At 39.6% G+C, this 18606-nt stretch carries 14 protein-coding genes and 2 riboswitches; all 14 genes read right to left on the bottom strand.

The window, feature by feature from the left end:
* Window positions 1-16 precede the first annotated feature (16 nt).
* Window positions 17-958: a pyridoxal-phosphate dependent enzyme gene (locus HCG49_RS03680; protein ID WP_168468202.1), complete on the bottom strand. Its 942-nt coding sequence runs from the start codon at window positions 956-958 to the stop codon at window positions 17-19.
* Window positions 955-1968 (bottom strand): homocysteine S-methyltransferase family protein, encoded by a 1014-nt coding sequence (locus HCG49_RS03675; RefSeq protein WP_168468201.1) that lies wholly within the window; start codon window positions 1966-1968, stop codon window positions 955-957. Before HCG49_RS03675 ends, HCG49_RS03680 begins: the two co-directional genes overlap by 4 nt.
* Before the next feature lie 167 nt (window positions 1969-2135).
* Window positions 2136-2290, bottom strand: a riboswitch (SAM riboswitch).
* 180 nt (window positions 2291-2470) lie between these two features.
* Window positions 2471-3535, bottom strand: a complete 1065-nt coding sequence (locus HCG49_RS03670) for an NAD(P)/FAD-dependent oxidoreductase (protein ID WP_168468200.1) — start codon at window positions 3533-3535, stop codon at window positions 2471-2473.
* 40 nt (window positions 3536-3575) lie between these two features.
* Window positions 3576-4391, bottom strand: coding sequence for a uroporphyrinogen-III C-methyltransferase (gene cobA / locus HCG49_RS03665; RefSeq protein ID WP_168468199.1), 816 nt, complete (start codon window positions 4389-4391; stop codon window positions 3576-3578).
* A 4-nt stretch (window positions 4392-4395) separates the two neighbouring features.
* A complete protein-coding gene (locus tag HCG49_RS03660) occupies window positions 4396-6489 on the bottom strand; it encodes a HEPN domain-containing protein (protein ID WP_168468198.1) in 2094 nt (697 codons plus the stop codon).
* A 110-nt stretch (window positions 6490-6599) separates the two neighbouring features.
* The gene (locus tag HCG49_RS03655; RefSeq protein WP_168468197.1) at window positions 6600-7847 is read right to left on the bottom strand and encodes a sulfate adenylyltransferase subunit 1; all 1248 of its coding nucleotides are present in this window, start codon (window positions 7845-7847) and stop codon (window positions 6600-6602) included.
* A 76-nt stretch (window positions 7848-7923) separates the two neighbouring features.
* Window positions 7924-8871: a sulfate adenylyltransferase subunit CysD gene (gene cysD, locus HCG49_RS03650; protein WP_168468196.1), complete on the bottom strand. Its 948-nt coding sequence runs from the start codon at window positions 8869-8871 to the stop codon at window positions 7924-7926.
* 51 nt (window positions 8872-8922) lie between these two features.
* The gene (locus HCG49_RS03645) at window positions 8923-9546 is read right to left on the bottom strand and encodes a phosphoadenosine phosphosulfate reductase family protein (protein ID WP_168468195.1); all 624 of its coding nucleotides are present in this window, start codon (window positions 9544-9546) and stop codon (window positions 8923-8925) included.
* A gap of 36 nt (window positions 9547-9582) precedes the next feature.
* Window positions 9583-9846, bottom strand: coding sequence for a DUF2061 domain-containing protein (locus tag HCG49_RS03640; protein ID WP_168468194.1), 264 nt, complete (start codon window positions 9844-9846; stop codon window positions 9583-9585).
* A gap of 225 nt (window positions 9847-10071) precedes the next feature.
* A complete protein-coding gene (locus HCG49_RS03635) occupies window positions 10072-10482 on the bottom strand; it encodes an RrF2 family transcriptional regulator (protein WP_072764649.1) in 411 nt (136 codons plus the stop codon).
* A gap of 142 nt (window positions 10483-10624) precedes the next feature.
* Window positions 10625-11797 carry a trans-sulfuration enzyme family protein gene (locus tag HCG49_RS03630; protein WP_168468193.1) on the bottom strand — a complete coding sequence of 391 codons (1173 nt, stop codon included), beginning with the start codon at window positions 11795-11797 and terminating at the stop codon, window positions 10625-10627.
* A gap of 81 nt (window positions 11798-11878) precedes the next feature.
* The gene (thrA, locus tag HCG49_RS03625) at window positions 11879-15265 is read right to left on the bottom strand and encodes a bifunctional aspartate kinase/homoserine dehydrogenase I (protein WP_168468192.1); all 3387 of its coding nucleotides are present in this window, start codon (window positions 15263-15265) and stop codon (window positions 11879-11881) included.
* Window positions 15266-15412: 147 nt separating this feature from the next.
* On the bottom strand, window positions 15413-16708 hold the full coding sequence (locus HCG49_RS03620; RefSeq protein WP_168468191.1) for an O-acetylhomoserine aminocarboxypropyltransferase/cysteine synthase family protein: 1296 nt from the start codon (window positions 16706-16708) through the stop codon (window positions 15413-15415).
* Between the two features lie 128 nt (window positions 16709-16836).
* Window positions 16837-16978: riboswitch (SAM riboswitch) on the bottom strand.
* A 75-nt stretch (window positions 16979-17053) separates the two neighbouring features.
* Entirely contained in the window at window positions 17054-18307 is a 1254-nt protein-coding gene (gene metK / locus HCG49_RS03615) for a methionine adenosyltransferase (protein ID WP_168468190.1), read from the bottom strand.
* Between the last annotated feature and the right edge of the window lie 299 nt (window positions 18308-18606).

The raw sequence follows: 18606 nt of genomic DNA, 5'->3' as shown, positions 1-18606 counted from the left end.
TTTGGTAATACTTCCTTTAAAAAGGCAAATTAGGTAGGTCTACGTTACCTCCAGAGAGTATTATGCCTACTTTTTTATTTTTAAACCGTTCTTTTTCCTTTAATAGGGCGGCAAATGCCACTGCACTAGAAGGTTCTATAATTATTTTCATTCTTTCCCATATCAATCTCATCGCGGCTATAATTTCATCTTCTTCTACTCGTATGATATCGGCCACCAATGTTTTAATAATCGGGAAATTAATATCTCCTAAATTCGTTTTAAGTCCGTCTGCTATGGTATCTCCAGATTCATTGGTTTCTATTTTTCCACTTTTCAAAGACCTATAGGCATCGTCCATGGCCATAGGTTCCCCACCGACTACCCTGCTATTTTTTCCAAAATAATGAGCGGCAAGAGCTGTCCCTGCAAGGAGACCACCACCGCCGACAGGGGTTAGGATATAGTCTAAATCATCCATTTCTACAAGCAGTTCCATTGCGGCCGTGCCTTGCCCTAAAATCACTTCCAAATCATTGGAAGGGTGTAATAAGACAGCGCCCTTTTCCTGAACAATTTTATCGGCAGCTTTTTCCCTTCCTTCCATGCTCGATTCTGAAATCGTGACAAATCCACCATACCCACGTACCGCTTCCACTTTCACGGAAGGAGCACTTTGCGGCATTACAATATAGGCCGGTACTGCTAAACTTTTAGCGGCCAAGGCTAAAGCCTGACCAAAATTGCCCGAAGAATGCGTTACAACGCCTGCCTTTTTTTGTGTTTCACTTAATTGTTGAATGGCATTAATGGCACCGCGCATTTTAAAAGCGCCCATTTTTTGAAAATTCTCGCATTTAAAAAATAATTGGGCCCCAGATTTCTCATTTAAAATACGGGAGGTTAAAACTGGGGTTTTATGAACAAATGGAGCTACCCTTTTGCCCGCTTCCTCCAAGGATATTCTGGATGGTATCATACAATAGCTTTTTCTAAAATATTAACACCTCTAGGCTTATGATCCTTTACGATGGCCAACATAGCAGCGATATGCTCGGGAGTAGTCCCACAGCAACCTCCTACGATATTAACCAGTTGTTTTTCGGCATATTCCTTAATTTGCTCCGCCATTTGTTCCGGCGTCTCATCGTACTCTCCAAAAGCGTTGGGCAACCCTGCGTTGGGATGGGCAGAAATCGCATAATCGGATTTGGCAGACAACACCTCTAAATGTGGCACTAACTGACTCGCGCCCAAAGCACAATTCAAACCGACAGATAAAATAGGAATATGACTAATAGATATTAAAAATGCTTCGGCCGTCTGTCCAGACAGCGTTCTTCCCGAGGCATCGGTAATCGTTCCGCTTACCATGATGGGAACCTCTATTTTTCTTTCTTCCTTTACTTCTTCGATGGCGAATAAGGCAGCCTTGGCGTTAAGGGTATCAAAAACCGTCTCCACCAATAAAATGTCAGATCCTCCATCTAATAAAGCTTCTATTTGTTGCTTGTAGGCCTCGCGCAACTGATCGAAAGAAATAGCGCGGTATCCCGGATCGTTCACGTCGGGAGACATACTGGCAGTTTTGTTCGTAGGTCCTATACTCCCTGCTACAAAACGAGGCTTATGAGGCTCCTTGGCCGTAAATTCGTCGGCGACCTTCTTCGCGATACGCGCCGATTCATAATTTAACTCATAAACCAATTCCTCCATATGGTAATCGGCCATAGCAATAGTGGTCGACGAAAAGGTATTGGTTTCCACAATATCGGCTCCCGCTTCAAAATATTGTCGGTGAATATCGGCAATGGCTTCGGGTTGGGTTAGGGACAACAAATCGTTATTCCCCTGTAAAGGGTGAGCCCAATCTTTAAACCTTTCGCCCCGAAAATCTTCTTCGGTAAATTTATAGCGCTGTAACATGGTTCCCATGGCACCATCCAAGATTAAAATTCTCTCCTTTAAGATCTCCTGTATATTTTTCATTTTCCTTTTCTTATAAGTTTGGAACATTTCTCCCTAAAAACTTGTGGACGCTAGTAATTACTAGGTCCAAAACTGGTAACCGAATACTAAAGGGCACGCCAAGAGAAACGGTAGTTTAAAAATTAATAAATATCAAGTAAAGGAAAAGTGGTTGACCCTGGTTTCTTTTGTTATCTATTCCTGTGCCACGAAGACCCCTTATGGGCAACTTGACAGGATTAGAAAGTAGCACCTTCTTTATTCCTTCCGAGAGTTATTGGCTTGGAAAAAAGGGTTGCTAAGGCTTCATTGGGTCTAATCCCTCCGCCTTTCTTGATAACGTTTTACAATTTGGTAATGAACAAGCTACAAAGTAACGTAACAACAACGGCAAAAGCAAGCAAATTGAAGGGTTTTTAATGCTTTGAAGGGTGCATTGTAGCATCTTAGCTACTTTTAAAATTAAGGAAAGTAATATTAAAGAGAATACCTAAGGAGGACTTCCCCCTTAGGTATTTCTCATTTAGGCCAAAATACTTTGTACTACTTCTTTTTTAGCTTCTTTTTTTGTTCCATCAAAGCCTTCTACACCTCCTACGGTGGTATATTTCATCACATAACGCTTTCCTGGATTAATCTTTTGGTAGGCACTCTGACACATAACTGCCGCTTCGTGAAAACCAGAAAGTATTAATTTAAGTTTCCCTGGATAGGTATTTACATCGCCGATGGCATACACCCCTGGAATATTGGTCTGGTAATCATAGGAATTATCTACTTTGATAGCATTTTTTTCTATTTCCAATCCCCAATCGCCAATAGGCCCTAATTTAGGAGAAAGTCCAAACAAAGGAATAAAATTATCGGCGTCTACATAGGTTTCTCCCTTGGCAGCATCGTTGTGTTTTACAACCACAGCTTCTAATTGTTCGTCCCCAAAAATCTTTACTACTTCGGCTTCGGTAAACAATTTTATTTTCCCTTCCTTGGCCAATGCGGCAGCCTTTTCAACAGAATCCAAAGCGCCTCTAAATTCGTTTCTTCTATGTACCAAAGAAACTTCGGCAGCTACATCGGAAAGGAAAATCGCCCAGTCCAAAGCGGAGTCGCCTCCTCCAGAAATTACGACTTTCTTGTCGCGATATACTTCCGGATCTTTTATGATATATGCCACTCCCTTATCCTCAAAATTCTGAATGTTCGGAATCAAAGGTTTCCTAGGCTCAAAAGACCCCAATCCGCCAGCAATTACCACTACTGGGGCGTGGTGTTTTGTACCTTTGTTGGTGGTGACTATAAAAGAACCATCTTCTAAGGTATCTAAGGTTTCTGCTCTTTCTCCCAAGGTAAAACCAGGTTCGAAAGGCTGAATTTGTTGCATTAAATTTTTAACCAAATCCCCGGCGAGAATTTCTGGAAAGGCCGGAATATCATATATAGGTTTTTTTGGATAGATTTCAGAACATTGACCACCTGGTTGTGGCAAAGCATCGATTAAATGCGTTTTCAATTTTAATAAACCCGCTTCAAAAACGGTAAACAATCCGGTTGGCCCCGCGCCAATAATTAGTATATCTGTCTTTATCATGCTACTTTATTTTATTCTTTATGAATATTTAAAACCCCATTTAGACCAAGGATTCTTTGTTTAAGTTATGTTGTTGAATCGTGTTTGTATAATTCAATACGGTTTCGCGGTGTTTTACCACTTCCCCGATAATAATGATCGCTGGATTGCTCAATTGCTGTTGAGCAACTATTTCCGTGATATTGGCAATAGTCCCTATCCCTAATTTTTCGTCTTCACGTGTTCCATTTTGAATAATGGCTATAGGGGTATTGGCTTTTCCTTCCTTATTAAACAAGGCTACTATTTCCGAAAGCTTGCTCATCCCCATTAAAATCACTACTGTGGCATTAGACTTCGCTGCCAAGGCAACATCGGAAGAAAGTTGATGATCCTTTGTAGTACCGGTAATCACCCAAAAACTCTCTGCTGCTCCTCTTTTTGTTACCGGAATATTCTGTGATGCAGGTACCGCAACCGATGAAGATATTCCAGGAACTAAGGCCACTTCTAAACCATGGCTCGCCGCATATTCCATTTCTTCGGCTCCACGGCCAAAAACAAAGGGATCGCCCCCTTTTAACCGAACCACATGTCCGTGCGATTTCCCTCTACTGACAATCAGCTCGTTAATTTGTGTTTGTTGATAGGCATAACACCCCTTTCTTTTACCAACAAATATCTTTTCGGCCTGAGGTGCGTAGTTCAACAAGGCAACATCAACCAAAGCATCGTACAAGACAACATCTGCCGCCTCCAAAGCCTTAACAGCCTTTATCGTTATCAGTTCCACATCCCCAGGTCCGGCTCCTACTACAGTAAGCCGCGCCTTTGGCGATATAGGATTGTTTTGGGTATTGATACTGCTCTTCTTCATCTTTCTAAATTTCTGAAAGTTCTAATTTTCTATAGGTATGTGCTTTCGCTAAAAATGCTTCTGCCGTTTCCAAATACCCTTTCGCAAATTCTTCCGATGGTTTGTTCTTGTTTATTTGAAGTACTAATTCTTCAAAACTCGCTTCTAAGGCTATCTTTCCGGAAGCCACAAAAATGGTATCAAAATCCTTGATGATACTCGCATGGGTATTCACTTTTGTCTTTTCGGAGGTCAATAAGGCTTTTGCCGTATTAACCATAGAGGAATAGGCGTGATAGATACTGGCAGTCCACTTCTCCTCTTCTAGGTTTAATTTGGCTGTCTCTATTTTTTCCTCACTGTCAAACAAAAGGGTCGCTATCAAATCAATCACTACCCCGGCACATTCGCCCACTCCAATAGCTTGCTCATATTTCTCCGTGTTCCCCCAGTCGATGAAATCATCGGCCGTTAAATTATCTATTTCCGATAAAGGCTTTAGGAAATCATAAAAATATAACTGCCCCTTTTCTTCGTAATAAGCCTCAAAAGAAAGATTCTTCCCATGAGCCTCAAAATCATCAAGTATTAATCGCAATGCTTCTGGTCCTCTTTTGCTCGGTATTTTAATCACCTTATCGGCAAAACGAGCTTCTCCATTTCCAAAATTACCACCACCCAACAATACTTGTAAGGCAGGGGCCACTAATTTATCCTTGGTTCTTATAGACATCCCTTGGAAACCAATATGGGCCATATTGTGCTGCCCACAAGCATTCATACAGCCACTGATTTTAATAACCACATCTGGATTATTGATATAGTCAGGGTATTCTGCTTTAATAACCCGTTCTAGTTCTTCAGCTATTCCCGTACTACTGGCAATCCCTAAATTACAAGTATCCGTACCAGGACAAGCGGTAATATCCAAAGCCTTGTTGTATCCGGCTTCTGCAAATCCTAACTTTTCCAATTCTTGGTAAAAGAAAGGTACTAATTCTTCCTTAACATAAGGAATCAATATATTCTGACGAAGAGATAATCTAAACTCTCCCGCAGCATACGCTTCTACTAAATCTGCTAAGGCTCGCGCTTTTTCTATATAAAAATCGCCCAACAATACTTTAATCCCAATAGCGACATAGCCTTTTTGTTTTTGAGCTATCAAGTTAGTCGATTTCCACTGTTCAAAAGCTTTCTCGTCCTTGATCACAACAGAAGGGATCTCACTAGGCTCGGCAATCTTTACTTTTGGATACGCATCTACATCAATCGCATAGGTGGCAAAAGGTATGGCTAGTTGCTCTTCTTCCAATAATTCCTTAAATCCGTCTAAACCTATATCCTTCAACAAGAACTTCAACCTAGCTTTTGCTCTACTCTTACGTTCCCCATAGCGATCAAAAACCCGAACAACACCTTCCATTAAAGGAATTATTTTTTCGGCTTCTAAAAATGAATATAACACATCGGCATGTCTGGGCTGAGAACCTAATCCACCTCCCAATAATACTTTAAATCCGTGAACACCATTTTCTATCTTCGCTATAAAGCCTAAATCGTGCATATAGGAAAGTCCCGTATCTTTATCACTGGCAGAGAAAGAAACTTTAAATTTTCTTCCCATTTCCTGACTTACCGGATTTCTTAAAAAGTATTGAAACAAGGCATGGGCATATGGAGAAACATCAAAAGGTTCATCAACATCTATACCAGCCGTTTCACTTGCGGTTACATTTCGGACCGTATTACCACAAGCTTCACGAATGGTAATATCATCTTTATCAAGTTGTGCCCACAATTCCGGAGTACGGTCAATATCCACATAATGAATCTGAATATCTTGTCTAGTGGTAATATGCAGACGCCCAGTAGAATACTCCTCGGAGACATCAGTAATTCTTCTCAACTGATTGGAAGAAACCTTCCCATATGGTAATTTAATCCGAATCATTTGAACCCCTGGCTGTCTTTGGCCATAAATACCACGGGCCAATCGAAGACTACGGAATTTTTCCTCATCGAGTTTTCCCTCTTTAAACTCCCGGATTTTGGCTTCCAATGCAATGATGTCCTTTTCTACTATCGGGTTTTCTATTTCTGTTCTGAAACTCTGCATTTTACTTTATTTTAATTCTGTACGAGACTATTTTTAATATGCTTATCCTATAGACTTTATAGATTATCAATTCAAACGGATTCTGTTCCCCTATGGAAACAGCTCCGTTGTTAATCAATAAAACCTACTCCGGCCGTAGCATTTGTTTGGGGGTCGATCAGTATAAAGGAACCGTTTGCCTTATTGTCCTGATAGGAATCATAAAAAATAGGCTTACTAAGTTTTATACTAACGGATCCAATTTCATTCAAGGCTAATTTATTATTAGCATCCTGATGACTACCATATTGCGTAGAGATGACATGTTTTACACCATCTATTTTAGACAACACCTTATTCGTATTGTGCTGAATCAAATATTTTGCACCTGGTTGCAATTGTTTGTTGTCCATCCAACAAACTGTAGCCTCTATTTGTTTTTCTATTTTAGGAAGCTCATCCGATTTCACCAACATATCACCTCTGGTAATATTGATTTCATCTTCTAAGGTAATCACCACCGAACTACCTGCCGCGGCCTCCTGATACGTTTTGTCAAAGAAGTATATTTCCTTCACTTTAGATTGTGTCAGGGAAGGCAATACAGTAATTTTGTCACCGACCTTTAATTTTCCGCCTTTAATTTTTCCGGCAAATCCTCTAAAGTCGTGGTATTCTTCTGTTTTAGGACGAATAACGTTCTGAACGGCAAAACGAGTTTGCCCACCATCCTGTACATCGGATACTTCTAGTTGCTCTAAATGTCCTAAAATAGTATCGCCATCGTACCAAGGCATGGCATCTGTTTTTTCTACAATATTATCTCCTTTTAGAGCACTTACGGGAATATAGGTAAGCTGTTGCTCCGCATAGGTACTCACCGCATTCAAGGCTTCAAAATCGCTTTTGATATCGTTAAAGACCTCCTCGGAGTAATCTACTAAATCCATTTTGTTCACCGCCACAATGATATCTTTAACCCTTAGTAAGTTATTGATAAAAAAGTGACGGTAGGTTTGCTCTATCACACCCTTCCTTGCATCGATAAGGATAATAGCTACTTGTGAAGTCGAAGCCCCAGTAACCATGTTACGAGTATACTCTACATGCCCAGGAGTATCGGCTATGATATAACTTTTTTTAAGGGTAGAGAAATAAATGTGGGCTACATCAATAGTAATACCTTGTTCTCTTTCTGCTACCAATCCGTCCGTAGCAAAGGAGAAATCAAGATAATCATATCCTCTTTGTTCACTACTTTTTCGAATCGCTTCTACCTTATCGTCTGTCAAAGATTTTGTATCGTAAAGCAACCGCCCTATCAAGGTACTTTTACCATCGTCTACACTACCTGCTGTTGCTATTTTAAGTACTTCCATGTTTTTTTGTATTCTGTAATTTGTATTCCGTTTTTCGCTACCATTTTAATCCTAGGACCAAGGGTAACTGCAGCTTTTAAAAGTAACCTTGTTGTTTTCTTTTTTCCATTGCCGCTTCGGAACGTTTATCATCGATACGGGCTCCTCTTTCCGAAATTTTGGAATCCCTAATTTCACTAACAACTTTTTCTATGGTGTCTGCAGTAGACAATACCGCTGCTGTACAGCTCATATCACCTACGGTTCTAAATCGAACTGTTTTTTCTTCTACCAACTCGTCTTCTGCTCTAAATACCACCTCATCGTCGGCAGACCAAATAAGACCATCCCTAACAAATATGTTTCTCTGATGTGCAAAATAAATAGACGGAATTTCGATGCGTTCCTTTTCTATATAGCTCCATACATCCAACTCTGTCCAGTTACTTATAGGAAAGACCCTAACATTTTGTCCCAATTCTATTTCCCCATTCAGCAAATCGAATAATTCTGGGCGTTGATTTTTTTCGTCCCACTGACCAAAGTCGTCCCTTACCGAAAAGATTCGTTCCTTAGCCCTGGCCTTCTCTTCATCCCTACGGGCTCCACCGATACAAGCATCGAACTTAAATTCTTCAATAGCATCTAAGAGGGTAGTCGTTTGCAACATATTTCTACTGGCATATTTACCAGTCTCTTCTACAACCTTGCCTTCATTGATTGAATCCTGAACGTTTCGAACAATTAACTCTACTCCCAACTCTTTTACCAATTTATCCCTAAAAGCAATCGTTTCCGGGAAATTATGTCCGGTATCGATATGCATTAAAGGAAAAGGAATCTTAGCAGGGAAAAATGCCTTTTGGGCCAAACGAACCAAAGTGATGGAATCTTTACCACCTGAAAATAAAAGAACGGGATTTTCAAACTGTGCCACTACTTCTCTAAAGATATAAATGGCTTCGCTTTCTAGAGCATTAATTTCCAAAACCGATGTGTTGGATATTGTTGCTTTTGTCTGTGTTTCTTCTGTTACTGTTTCCAATATATTGTCTTTTTATGATACGATTTCCGAACCGGAAATGATTAGTTAATATTAGGTATGCAAGCCACATTCCCTATTTTCCAAAACTTTGGTAGGATCAAAATACTTATGCTCATTAGGTAAATTTCGATCCTTTAAATAGGCATCCAATTGGGTATCGCTATAATGATAAAACGGGCTTACTTTTAACACTCCGTCCTTGCTGAGGCTTAAAATATCCAAGGAATCCCTTAAAGCTGTCTGCCCCTGGCGAAGATTGGTAAACCAAACATCTGGTTTATGCTCTTCCATTGCCCTTTTAAAAGGCTCTAACTTCACCTGTTCCGTAAACACTTTATGACGTGGATCATCAATAGTAGGGATCCCCATAACAGCATCTCTATGAGCCGTAGTTTGCTTTGGAACGTATAATTTTATATTTAACTGCAAGCTCGAGATTAATTCCTCGGCATGTTTATAAGTATTTGGGGTATTGTAACCTGTATCGCACCACACCACCGGCACACTTACATCTACATGGGTAACAGCATATAAAATGGCTACCTCATACGGTCTAAAATTTGTCGTAACCACAGGTCTTTTGGCATTTTGAATCGCCCAAGAAATAATTTCCTCTGGCGGAATACCCTTAAAATGTATGTTTAATTTCTTAATTTGATCTTCTGTAAATCCCATTTGTTCCGATGCTTTAATGTTTTTAATTAATCCCTTCTACTTTCCCCAACTAATTCTGTCCCATATTCTTTCATGGAAAAAATAAAGAATCATTTTTGTAAACAACTCTACTGCCCCAATGGAAAATGCAACACTTAAGGTACCTGTTACGACCCAAGAGATAACAATGGTATCCAAAGTACCAATGAACCTCCAACTTATGGATTTTACAATACTCCTTTTTGGGTTTTCAGAATGCCTGTCAGCTTTATAGCTTTTTGTGGCAGTATTATTTTTGGTGATGAATTGTTCAGCAATCATTTAAAAAACGTTTTACTTATTACCCTATCGGTTTAATAGAGTAAGCAAAAGTAAATGTTTTTTTCAATCGACCACACTAAAAGCCAATTAATTTCCCGATTACCCTATAGTTTTAGTAGATTAATAAAAATTGACGCAAATATTTAATAAATCCTAAACAAGTTTTTAAGACTTTTATAAAGTTTCGGAAGCTAATTAGATGATATTATGAAGGATATAAACGGATTACGGCACTAAGTCGGCCAAGGTTGTATTCCTAAAAACCTCCAAAGTACTATCGCGTACCTGTAGCATCAATTTATGTACAGAACAACTTTCTTCACTAGGGCAATCGCTACATTTTTCATAAAAATTGAGACTGACACAGGGTACCATAGCGATGGGACCTTCCAAAACACGCATTACCGTAGTCATAGAAATATCGGCAGGGTCCTTTATAAGGTAGTAACCTCCTCCTTTTCCTTTCTTGGAACCCAAAACGCCCGATTTACGTAATGTTAATAGGATACTTTCCAAAAACTTTTGAGAAATATTCTCCTGTTTGGCAATTTCAGAAATCTGCACAGGCTGTTGATCCTTTTGTGTTGCCAAAAAGGTCAGTGCTTTTAATCCGTATTTAGTCTTTTTTGAAAGCATGGCACGAAGATAAGGAAATTCGGAAATTATCGCCATTTTAATTCGAATACCAAATTTACTGCGATAATTTCCGCTTCCTATTAGGCCTAAGCCTATACCTACTTTAAAATAAACAGGTCATTAACACTGTATCGGACTAGAACTAATGGGCCAACGCCTGTTCTACATCCTGTATAATGTCATTTATATGTTCCAAGCCTACAGAAACACGTACGGTACCGCCAGTAATACCAACGGCTAGCCTGTCTTCTTGAGACAGCTTGCTATGCGTGGTAGAGGCCGGATGCGTAACGATACTTCTAGAATCGCCTAAATTGGCCGACAATGAAAGTAGTTTTATAGCATTAAAGAATTTTTCTCCAGCTTCTATCCCTCCCTTAACTTCAAAAGCTAAGACACATCCACCTGCTTTCATTTGTTTTTTAGCCACCTCATATTGAGGGTGTGATTTTAAGAATGGGTATTTCACCCAATTTACCTTTGGATGAGATTCTAAGAATTCGGCTAATTTCAATGCATTAGCGCAATGTTTGTCAACACGAAGGGCAAGGGTCTCCAAACTTTTAGAGAGTATCCAAGCATTAAAAGGCGACAATGCCGGACCCGTAATTCTAGAAAACCGGTACACTTTATCGATCAATTCGGCACTCCCCACGGTAATTCCTGCCAAGACCCTGCCCTGACCATCCATAAGTTTGGTACCAGAATGGATGACCAAATCGGCGCCAAATTTTATAGGCTGTTGCAAGTAAGGTGAAGCAAAACAATTATCAATGATCAATAATAGGTTGTGCTTTTTGGCTATGGCTCCCAAGACTTCTAGATCTAGCACATCGACTCCAGGATTGGTAGGGGTTTCTGCATAAAGAACTTTAGTGTTCGGGCCAACCATGGCATCAATTTCGTCCAAGGCATCGATCTCAAAATAAGAGGTCGAAATATTCCATTTGGGCAAAAATTGAGTCAGTAACGTATGGGTAGATCCAAAAATACTACGCGCAGAAATTACATGATCCCCGCTATTCAATAATGCGGCAAAGGTCGAAAACACCGCCGCCATTCCCGAGGAAAATGCAAAACCTGCCTCGGCTCCTTCCATTTTACAGACCTTGTCTATAAATTCCGAAGAATTAGGGTTACTATATCTAGAGTATACATTACGATCTTTCTCTTCTGCAAATGAAGCGCGCATATCTTCCGCATCTTCAAACACAAAACTAGAAGTCATATATATTGGAGCCGAATGTTCTAAGAATTTGGTACGCTCTATTTGAGTACGTATTGCTTCTGTTTCGAACTCATATCTTTTTTTCATTTCACTCATTTTTGTCTATTTCTACTTATTAAAAATCCATGGTGCCCCAAGGAGCACCACTTCAATTAATTTAGCAGGTAATTAACCTTTCTCTGCGATCCTTAGAATATCTCCAAAAACACCTCTTGCCGTTACGGCAGCCCCGGCACCTGCCCCTTGTATTACCAAAGGATGCTCTCCGTATGACTCCGTATAAATTTCAATAATAGAATCGGATCCTTTTATTTGTCCTAGCGCACTCTCTTTTGGCACCGACACCAATTGTACGTCTAGGTTTCCTTTTTCCCTTTGTAGGTCCCCAGACAGGTCCCCTATATACCTAAGAACATGATCTGGTTTTTGCGCCTTCTTTATCGCACTGAACTTTTCGTCCAAGACATTCAAATGAGCTAAAAACTCTTTTACATCACCTCCCTGTAAAGCCTCGGGAATAAGGTTCTCAATATTGATATCGGAAAATTCATTTCGCAAATCGAGTTCCCTGGCTAAAATCAATAATTTTCTGCCCACATCATTCCCAGAAAGGTCCTCTCGAGGGTCTGGTTCTGTAAATCCTTTTTCCATCGCCTCCTTTAAGATTTCGGAAAACTGGGCTTCTTTTTCCGAAAAGGTATTAAATATATAGCTCAAAGATCCAGAGAACACTCCTTTTATCCTTGTAATATTCTCGCCAGATAAATGCAACAACTTAATAGTATCTATCAATGGTAGCCCTGCTCCCACATTGGTTTCGTACAAGTATTGTTTCTGGTTTTTAGCCAATACCTCTCTTAGGTCTTGGTAATAATCAAAGTCGAGTGTATTGGCAATTTTATTGGATGACACCAAGTCGAAACCGTTTTCTACAAATTCGATATAATGTGCTACAAAATCCTTATTGGCCGTATTATCAACAGCGATAAGGTTCTCTAAATGATTGGCTTTTGCATAGGCAAAAACATCCTTTAAAGTATAAGGAACAGCCTTTGTCTCTAAACCAGCCTTCCAATTTTCAGAAATACCATTCTTTTCCAACAACACCTTTTTAGAATTGGCAACGGCAAATACATTTAAATGAACTCCCTTGCGTTTTTCTATGGTTGCATTCGATTTCAAGATTTGGTCAATTAAGGTCCCCCCTACGGTCCCATGTCCAAATATGGCAATATTCACCTTTTTGCTGAAGCCAAAGATCTGCCCGTGCATTACGTTAAGGGCCTTGGTTAAATCCGTTTTCTTAAGTACCAAACTCACGTTCTTCCCCGAAATGGTATTATTGAACAAAAGAGGCACTATCTGGTTTTTTATCAAAGCATTATACGGCTTGTGAAAAGTACTCAGATCCTGTCCTACAATAGAAACCACGGATACCTGATCTACCACGGTGATATTATTGATATCCTGAAGTTGAAAATCGGTTTGGAATTCTTCTTCCAAGCACGATTTTGCCAAGGCCGCATTTTTGGCATCTACCACCAAACCGATTCCTCTCTCCGAAGATCCCTGTGAGATAATACTAACACTAATATTATTATTCCCCAAGGCTCTAAAAATACGGGCATCGACCCCTACTTTCCCCAATAAACCACGACCTTCCAAATTAATCAAGGCCATATTTTCAATCACAGAGAGCGATTTTATACCCTCCTTACTCGTTTTGGCACTGATTAATGTACCTTCATTGTCCCCGTTAAAAGTATTTAGGATCCTAAGTGGAATATTCTTTTCTATCAAAGGAATAATCGTTTTGGCATGTAAAATATTGGCGCCAAAATTGGCCAATTCATTGGCTTCGCTATAGGATAGTTCCGAAATTCTTTTTGCATCGGATACCAAATCAGGATTCGCCGTAAAAATACCGTCTACATGCGTATAGTTCTGCAACTCTTCGGCATTTAAGTAATTGGCTAACAAGGCGGCAGAATAATTACTACCGTTTCTACCCAAGGTAGTGGTTTCATTCGCTAGTGTAGATGAAATAAAACCGGTAGTCACTACCACATCATATGCTCCCAAGCTTGCAAATTCCCGAGTAACATTCTCTTTGGAAATAGCTTCCAACACCTTGGCATCTCCAAAATTGGCATCTGTTTTTATAAGCTCCCTAGAGTCTATAAACTTTGCCTTCACCCCTTTCGATACTAATAGAGCTGTTACTGTTTTTGCAGAAAGAAGCTCGCCATAGGCCAACACCTGATCTTTAATTTTTAAGCTGTAATCTCCTAGAAGGGCAACCCCTTCAAACAATCTTAACAAAGCATTAAATTCTTGCGAAAGATCTACGTTTTCAATATTGTATTGTTGATATTTTTTAAAATCCTCAAAGCCTTTGTGATAATCTTTTCCTTTAGCTGCTTTTTCTAATAGGGATTCCAATTCATCGGTAGCCTTGTTCCTTGCCGAAAGCACCATCGCCAAATGTCCTCCTTCGCTAATCTTATCACCAACAATTTGTAGCACAGTGTCCAATCCTTCGCCATTTGCCAAAGATTTTCCTCCAAATTTTAAAACTTTGATCTTTTTAGCTTTGCCATTGCGTTCAAATACCCCTTTAAGCAGCTCTTCCATTTGGTTAAACTCTAATAAAAAGGCATCGTGACCATGTAGAGAATTTATTTCCCCATAGGTAACATTGCTATTGGCTTGGGCTAATTTTTTAAAAGTATCCTTATTTTCTTGGGCTGTAAAGAACAAATCAGAATCTACCCCAATAATATGTATATTGGTTTTACTATTTTGAAGATTGATAAAAGCCTCTTCTCCATCCCGAGTAATGTCGATGGTTTTTAACAATTGATTCATTAATTTATAAGCCGATAACTGAAAACGTTGCTGAAGTTTTTCACCATGATGGGTAAGCCAGCTTTCTACGTTAAAAACCTTTAGCTCCTCATTGGTGCTTCTTTTAAAACGCTCCTTAAAAGATTCGGGCGTCCTGTAACACAACATAGCGTGCATACGGGCGTCGTGAACGGGCTTTTTAGAATTGACCAAAAACTGCTCTTGTATTTGACAATTCGCTATCAGCCAATCAGTAGACTTCCAATCGGAAGCCACAGGAATAAGATGTTGGGTAAGGGTTGGATCTATGGCGGCCATTTCCCAAGCTATTCCTCCTCCCAAAGAACCTCCAATAAGGCAGTATAGTTTGGTTACTTTTAAGGTCTCTAGCCCTAAAAGAAATATTTTCGCAATATCCTTAGCTACAAATTCCTTATATTCTTCTATAACAAATCCGTCATAACCGTTTCCGGGTATATTAAAACAAAGAATAGTATATTTATTGGTATCTATACATTTGCCTTCCCCTATTAAGGTAGTCCACCACCCCTTGTCTCCGGCAACGGTCGAATTCCCGGTCAGGGCATGATTAACCATTATAATTGGCGCCGAATGTAAGGGACGTCCGAAGACCTCATAAGACAAAGTAATATCTAACGAAAAGCCGCTAATAGTAACGTAATTGCTAAGGGTAAGTTGTTGTAGCATGGATTGTGTGTGCGTATAAATATTTGTAATTCTAAATATGGGTGTTTTGGTAAAAACAGGGAGTACCTTTTACAAGAACTGCTTCCAAAGGCACTCCCAAGTATTATTCACATTAGCCGGGTTGATTCCCAACCACGGGCCGAGTGATTATTTTGTTAAAACCGATTTGTCTATAGCTGTAAACGCCTGCTCTAAATCAGCTTTAATATCCTCTATATCCTCCAAACCAACACATAAACGAATTAAATCTGGACTCACACCAGTAGTTTTCTGTGCATTTTCATCCAATTGTTGGTGCGTAGTACTAGCTGGGTGAATTATTAATGACTTAGAATCCCCAATATTGGCCAATAAAGAGAATAGTTTAGTTTGATCTACAACTTTCTTTGCAGATTCAAATCCTCCTTTTACACCAAAAGTAACGATACCACTTTGCCCTTTTGGCAAATATTTTTTCGCCAACTCATTATATGGGCTCGAAGCTAGTCCGGGGTAATTAACCCATTCAACCTCTTCTCTGCTTTCTAACCATTGGGCAAGTGTCAAGGCGTTCTCACTGTGTTTTTTAATACGAAGCTCCAAAGTCTCTAAACCTTGTATGATCTGAAATGCATTAAAAGGGCTCAATGCCGCCCCAAGATCTCTAAGACCTTCTATTCTTACCTTAGCAATAAAGGCTGCTGCCCCCAAGGCATCGTGGTAAACTAAACCGTGGTATCCTGGTGAAGGTTCCGTAAATTCCGGGAATTTACCACTGCTCCAATCAAAAGTACCGGCATCGATAATAACGCCGCCCATAGCCGTTCCGTTACCATTTACATATTTTGTCAAGGAGTGTATTACAATGTTTGCTCCGTGCTCTATAGGCTTTACTAAAGCTGTAGTAGCTACAGTATTATCTACAATAAACGGCAATTTAGCTTTTTTAGCCTCCTCAGAAATAGCCTTAAGATCTAATACGTCCAATTTTGGATTCCCAAGAGATTCTACAAAAATAGCCCTAGTGTTTTCTTGGATAGCATCGGTAAAGTTAGCGGCATCTGACGGATCTACAAAAGTGGTCGTAATTCCAACTCTAGGTAGGGTAACCGCCAATAAATTATAGGTTCCTCCATACAAACTGCTAGAAGCTACAATATGATCACCTGCCTTTAACAATACCAATAAAGCGGTAGATATGGCCGCAGTACCAGAAGCAGTTACGACACTACCAATTCCACCTTCTAAAGCGGCTAAACGCTGTTCTAAAACATCGTTGGTAGGGTTGTTCAATCTAGTATAGATATAACCAGGTTGCGATAAATTGAAAAGCCCGGCAGCATGGTCGGTATCATTAAAAACATAAGCCGTATTTTGATAAATAGGCACTGCTCTTGTACCTCCGGTTAAATTAGTGTCGTGACCGGCATGTAAAGCGTTGGTTGCAAATTTTTGAGTACTCATGATTTTATTGTTTTTTTTAAATTATTAAAATATATAAGTTAAAAATTCAAAACAGACAATTGCGCACTGCGCACTATCATAAAATCAAAAAGCTAAAAAGAAAGTGAAAATTACGGAAAGTAATTTGATCGTTATCTATTCCGAAAAACATTTAGAGTTCACCAATGATGATCTCCTTTTCGAATAGAATTTAGCACCTTCATTGCATATTGTGGCAAAGGGTTGCTAAGGTTTCAAAGGGTCTATTCCCTCCACCTTTCTTGATAACAATTCAATAAGTGTTTGAACTTTGTGATTACAAATATAGGCACGGAAAATTTTAATCTCCTAACTTTTGCCTATAATTTATAAATTAAATGCTTTTTTCACCAAATCCAGGGCATCTAGTTTTTCCCAGGTAAACAATTCCACTTCCTTTTCTATTCTACCGTTATAGGGCGATTCAAAAACCTTAGTAACTGTTTTAGGCTCTTTCCCCATATGACCGTAAGCGGCAGATTCCAAATATATTGGATTTCTTAATTTTAAACGTTCTTCGATGGCAAAAGGACGCATATCGAACAATTGCGCGACTTTTTCCGCAATGGCACCATCGCTAAGAGCAACCTTAGAAGTACCATAAGTATCTACAAATATCGAAGTTGGCTCTACCACTCCAATAGCATAACTTACCTGCACCAATATTTCGTCGGCTACCCCTGCGGCTACCAAATTCTTGGCGGCATGTCTTGCAGCATAGGCCGCACTACGATCTACCTTGCTCGGATCCTTTCCACTGAAAGCACCACCACCATGGGCACCTTTACCCCCGTAGGTATCTACGATGATCTTTCTTCCGGTTAAACCGGTATCCCCATGAGGACCACCAATTACAAACTTCCCGGTAGGGTTGATATGATAGGTAATAGTATCGTTAAACAACAACTGAATGTTCGCTGGTAATTGTTCCTTTACCCTTGGTATAAGAATGGATAAAATATCCTCCTTAATTTTCGCCAACATCTCCTCATCTTCTCCAAACTCATCGTGTTGGGTAGACACTACAATAGTATCTATACGCTGTGGTATATTGTCGTCAGAATACTCTATGGTTACCTGGGCCTTGGCATCTGGTCGTAAATAGGATATTGCTTTCCCTTCACGTCTCAAATCTGCCAATACCTGTAATATTTTATGGGAAATATCCAATGCCAAGGGCATGTAGTTTTCGGTTTCCTTGGTAGCATAACCAAACATCATCCCCTGATCACCTGCGCCTTGCTCTTCCTTAGTACCACGATCTACACCTTGGTTGATTTCTTGTGATTGCTCGTGTATTAAAGAAATAACACCACAAGAGTCGCCACTAAATTTATAATCGCCATTGGTATATCCAATTCTGTTAATTACGTCTCTAGCTATTTGCTGCACATCTAAGTAGGTGTGACTTTTTACTTCCCCGGCCAAGACTACTTGTCCTGTGGTTACTAATGTTTCACAAGCTACTTTGCTATCAGGATCAAATGCCAAAAAGTTATCTAATAAGGCATCGCTAATTTGATCTGCTATTTTATCTGGGTGTCCCTCACTAACCGATTCTGAGGTAAATAAATATGCCATAATCTCTTTCTTACTTACTTTAGTTTTACGAATAAGAATTTGACCTGTACACTAAAGAAGAGTGGATGCTGAGATTCCGATGTAGAGACAACATAAACTGCTTTAGCATTTTTAGAATGCCGAACCTATTTCCGTTCCTATAATAGTCCCAAAAACAAATTCAGTATTTGAGGTTGCAATCAGTCAAATCCTTCCTCTTTAAATTCGCAGACAAAAGTACAAGAAATCTTGAGCTTTCAAAAAAGGTTTAACAACTATTTTTATTCCCCTAAAAAATACCCACAGCTATTAGATCAATC

Source organism: Arenibacter sp. 6A1, from assembly GCF_012272855.1.
Classification (GTDB): Bacteria; Bacteroidota; Bacteroidia; order Flavobacteriales; family Flavobacteriaceae; genus Arenibacter.
This window is presented reverse-complemented; position numbering and strand designations above follow the sequence as displayed.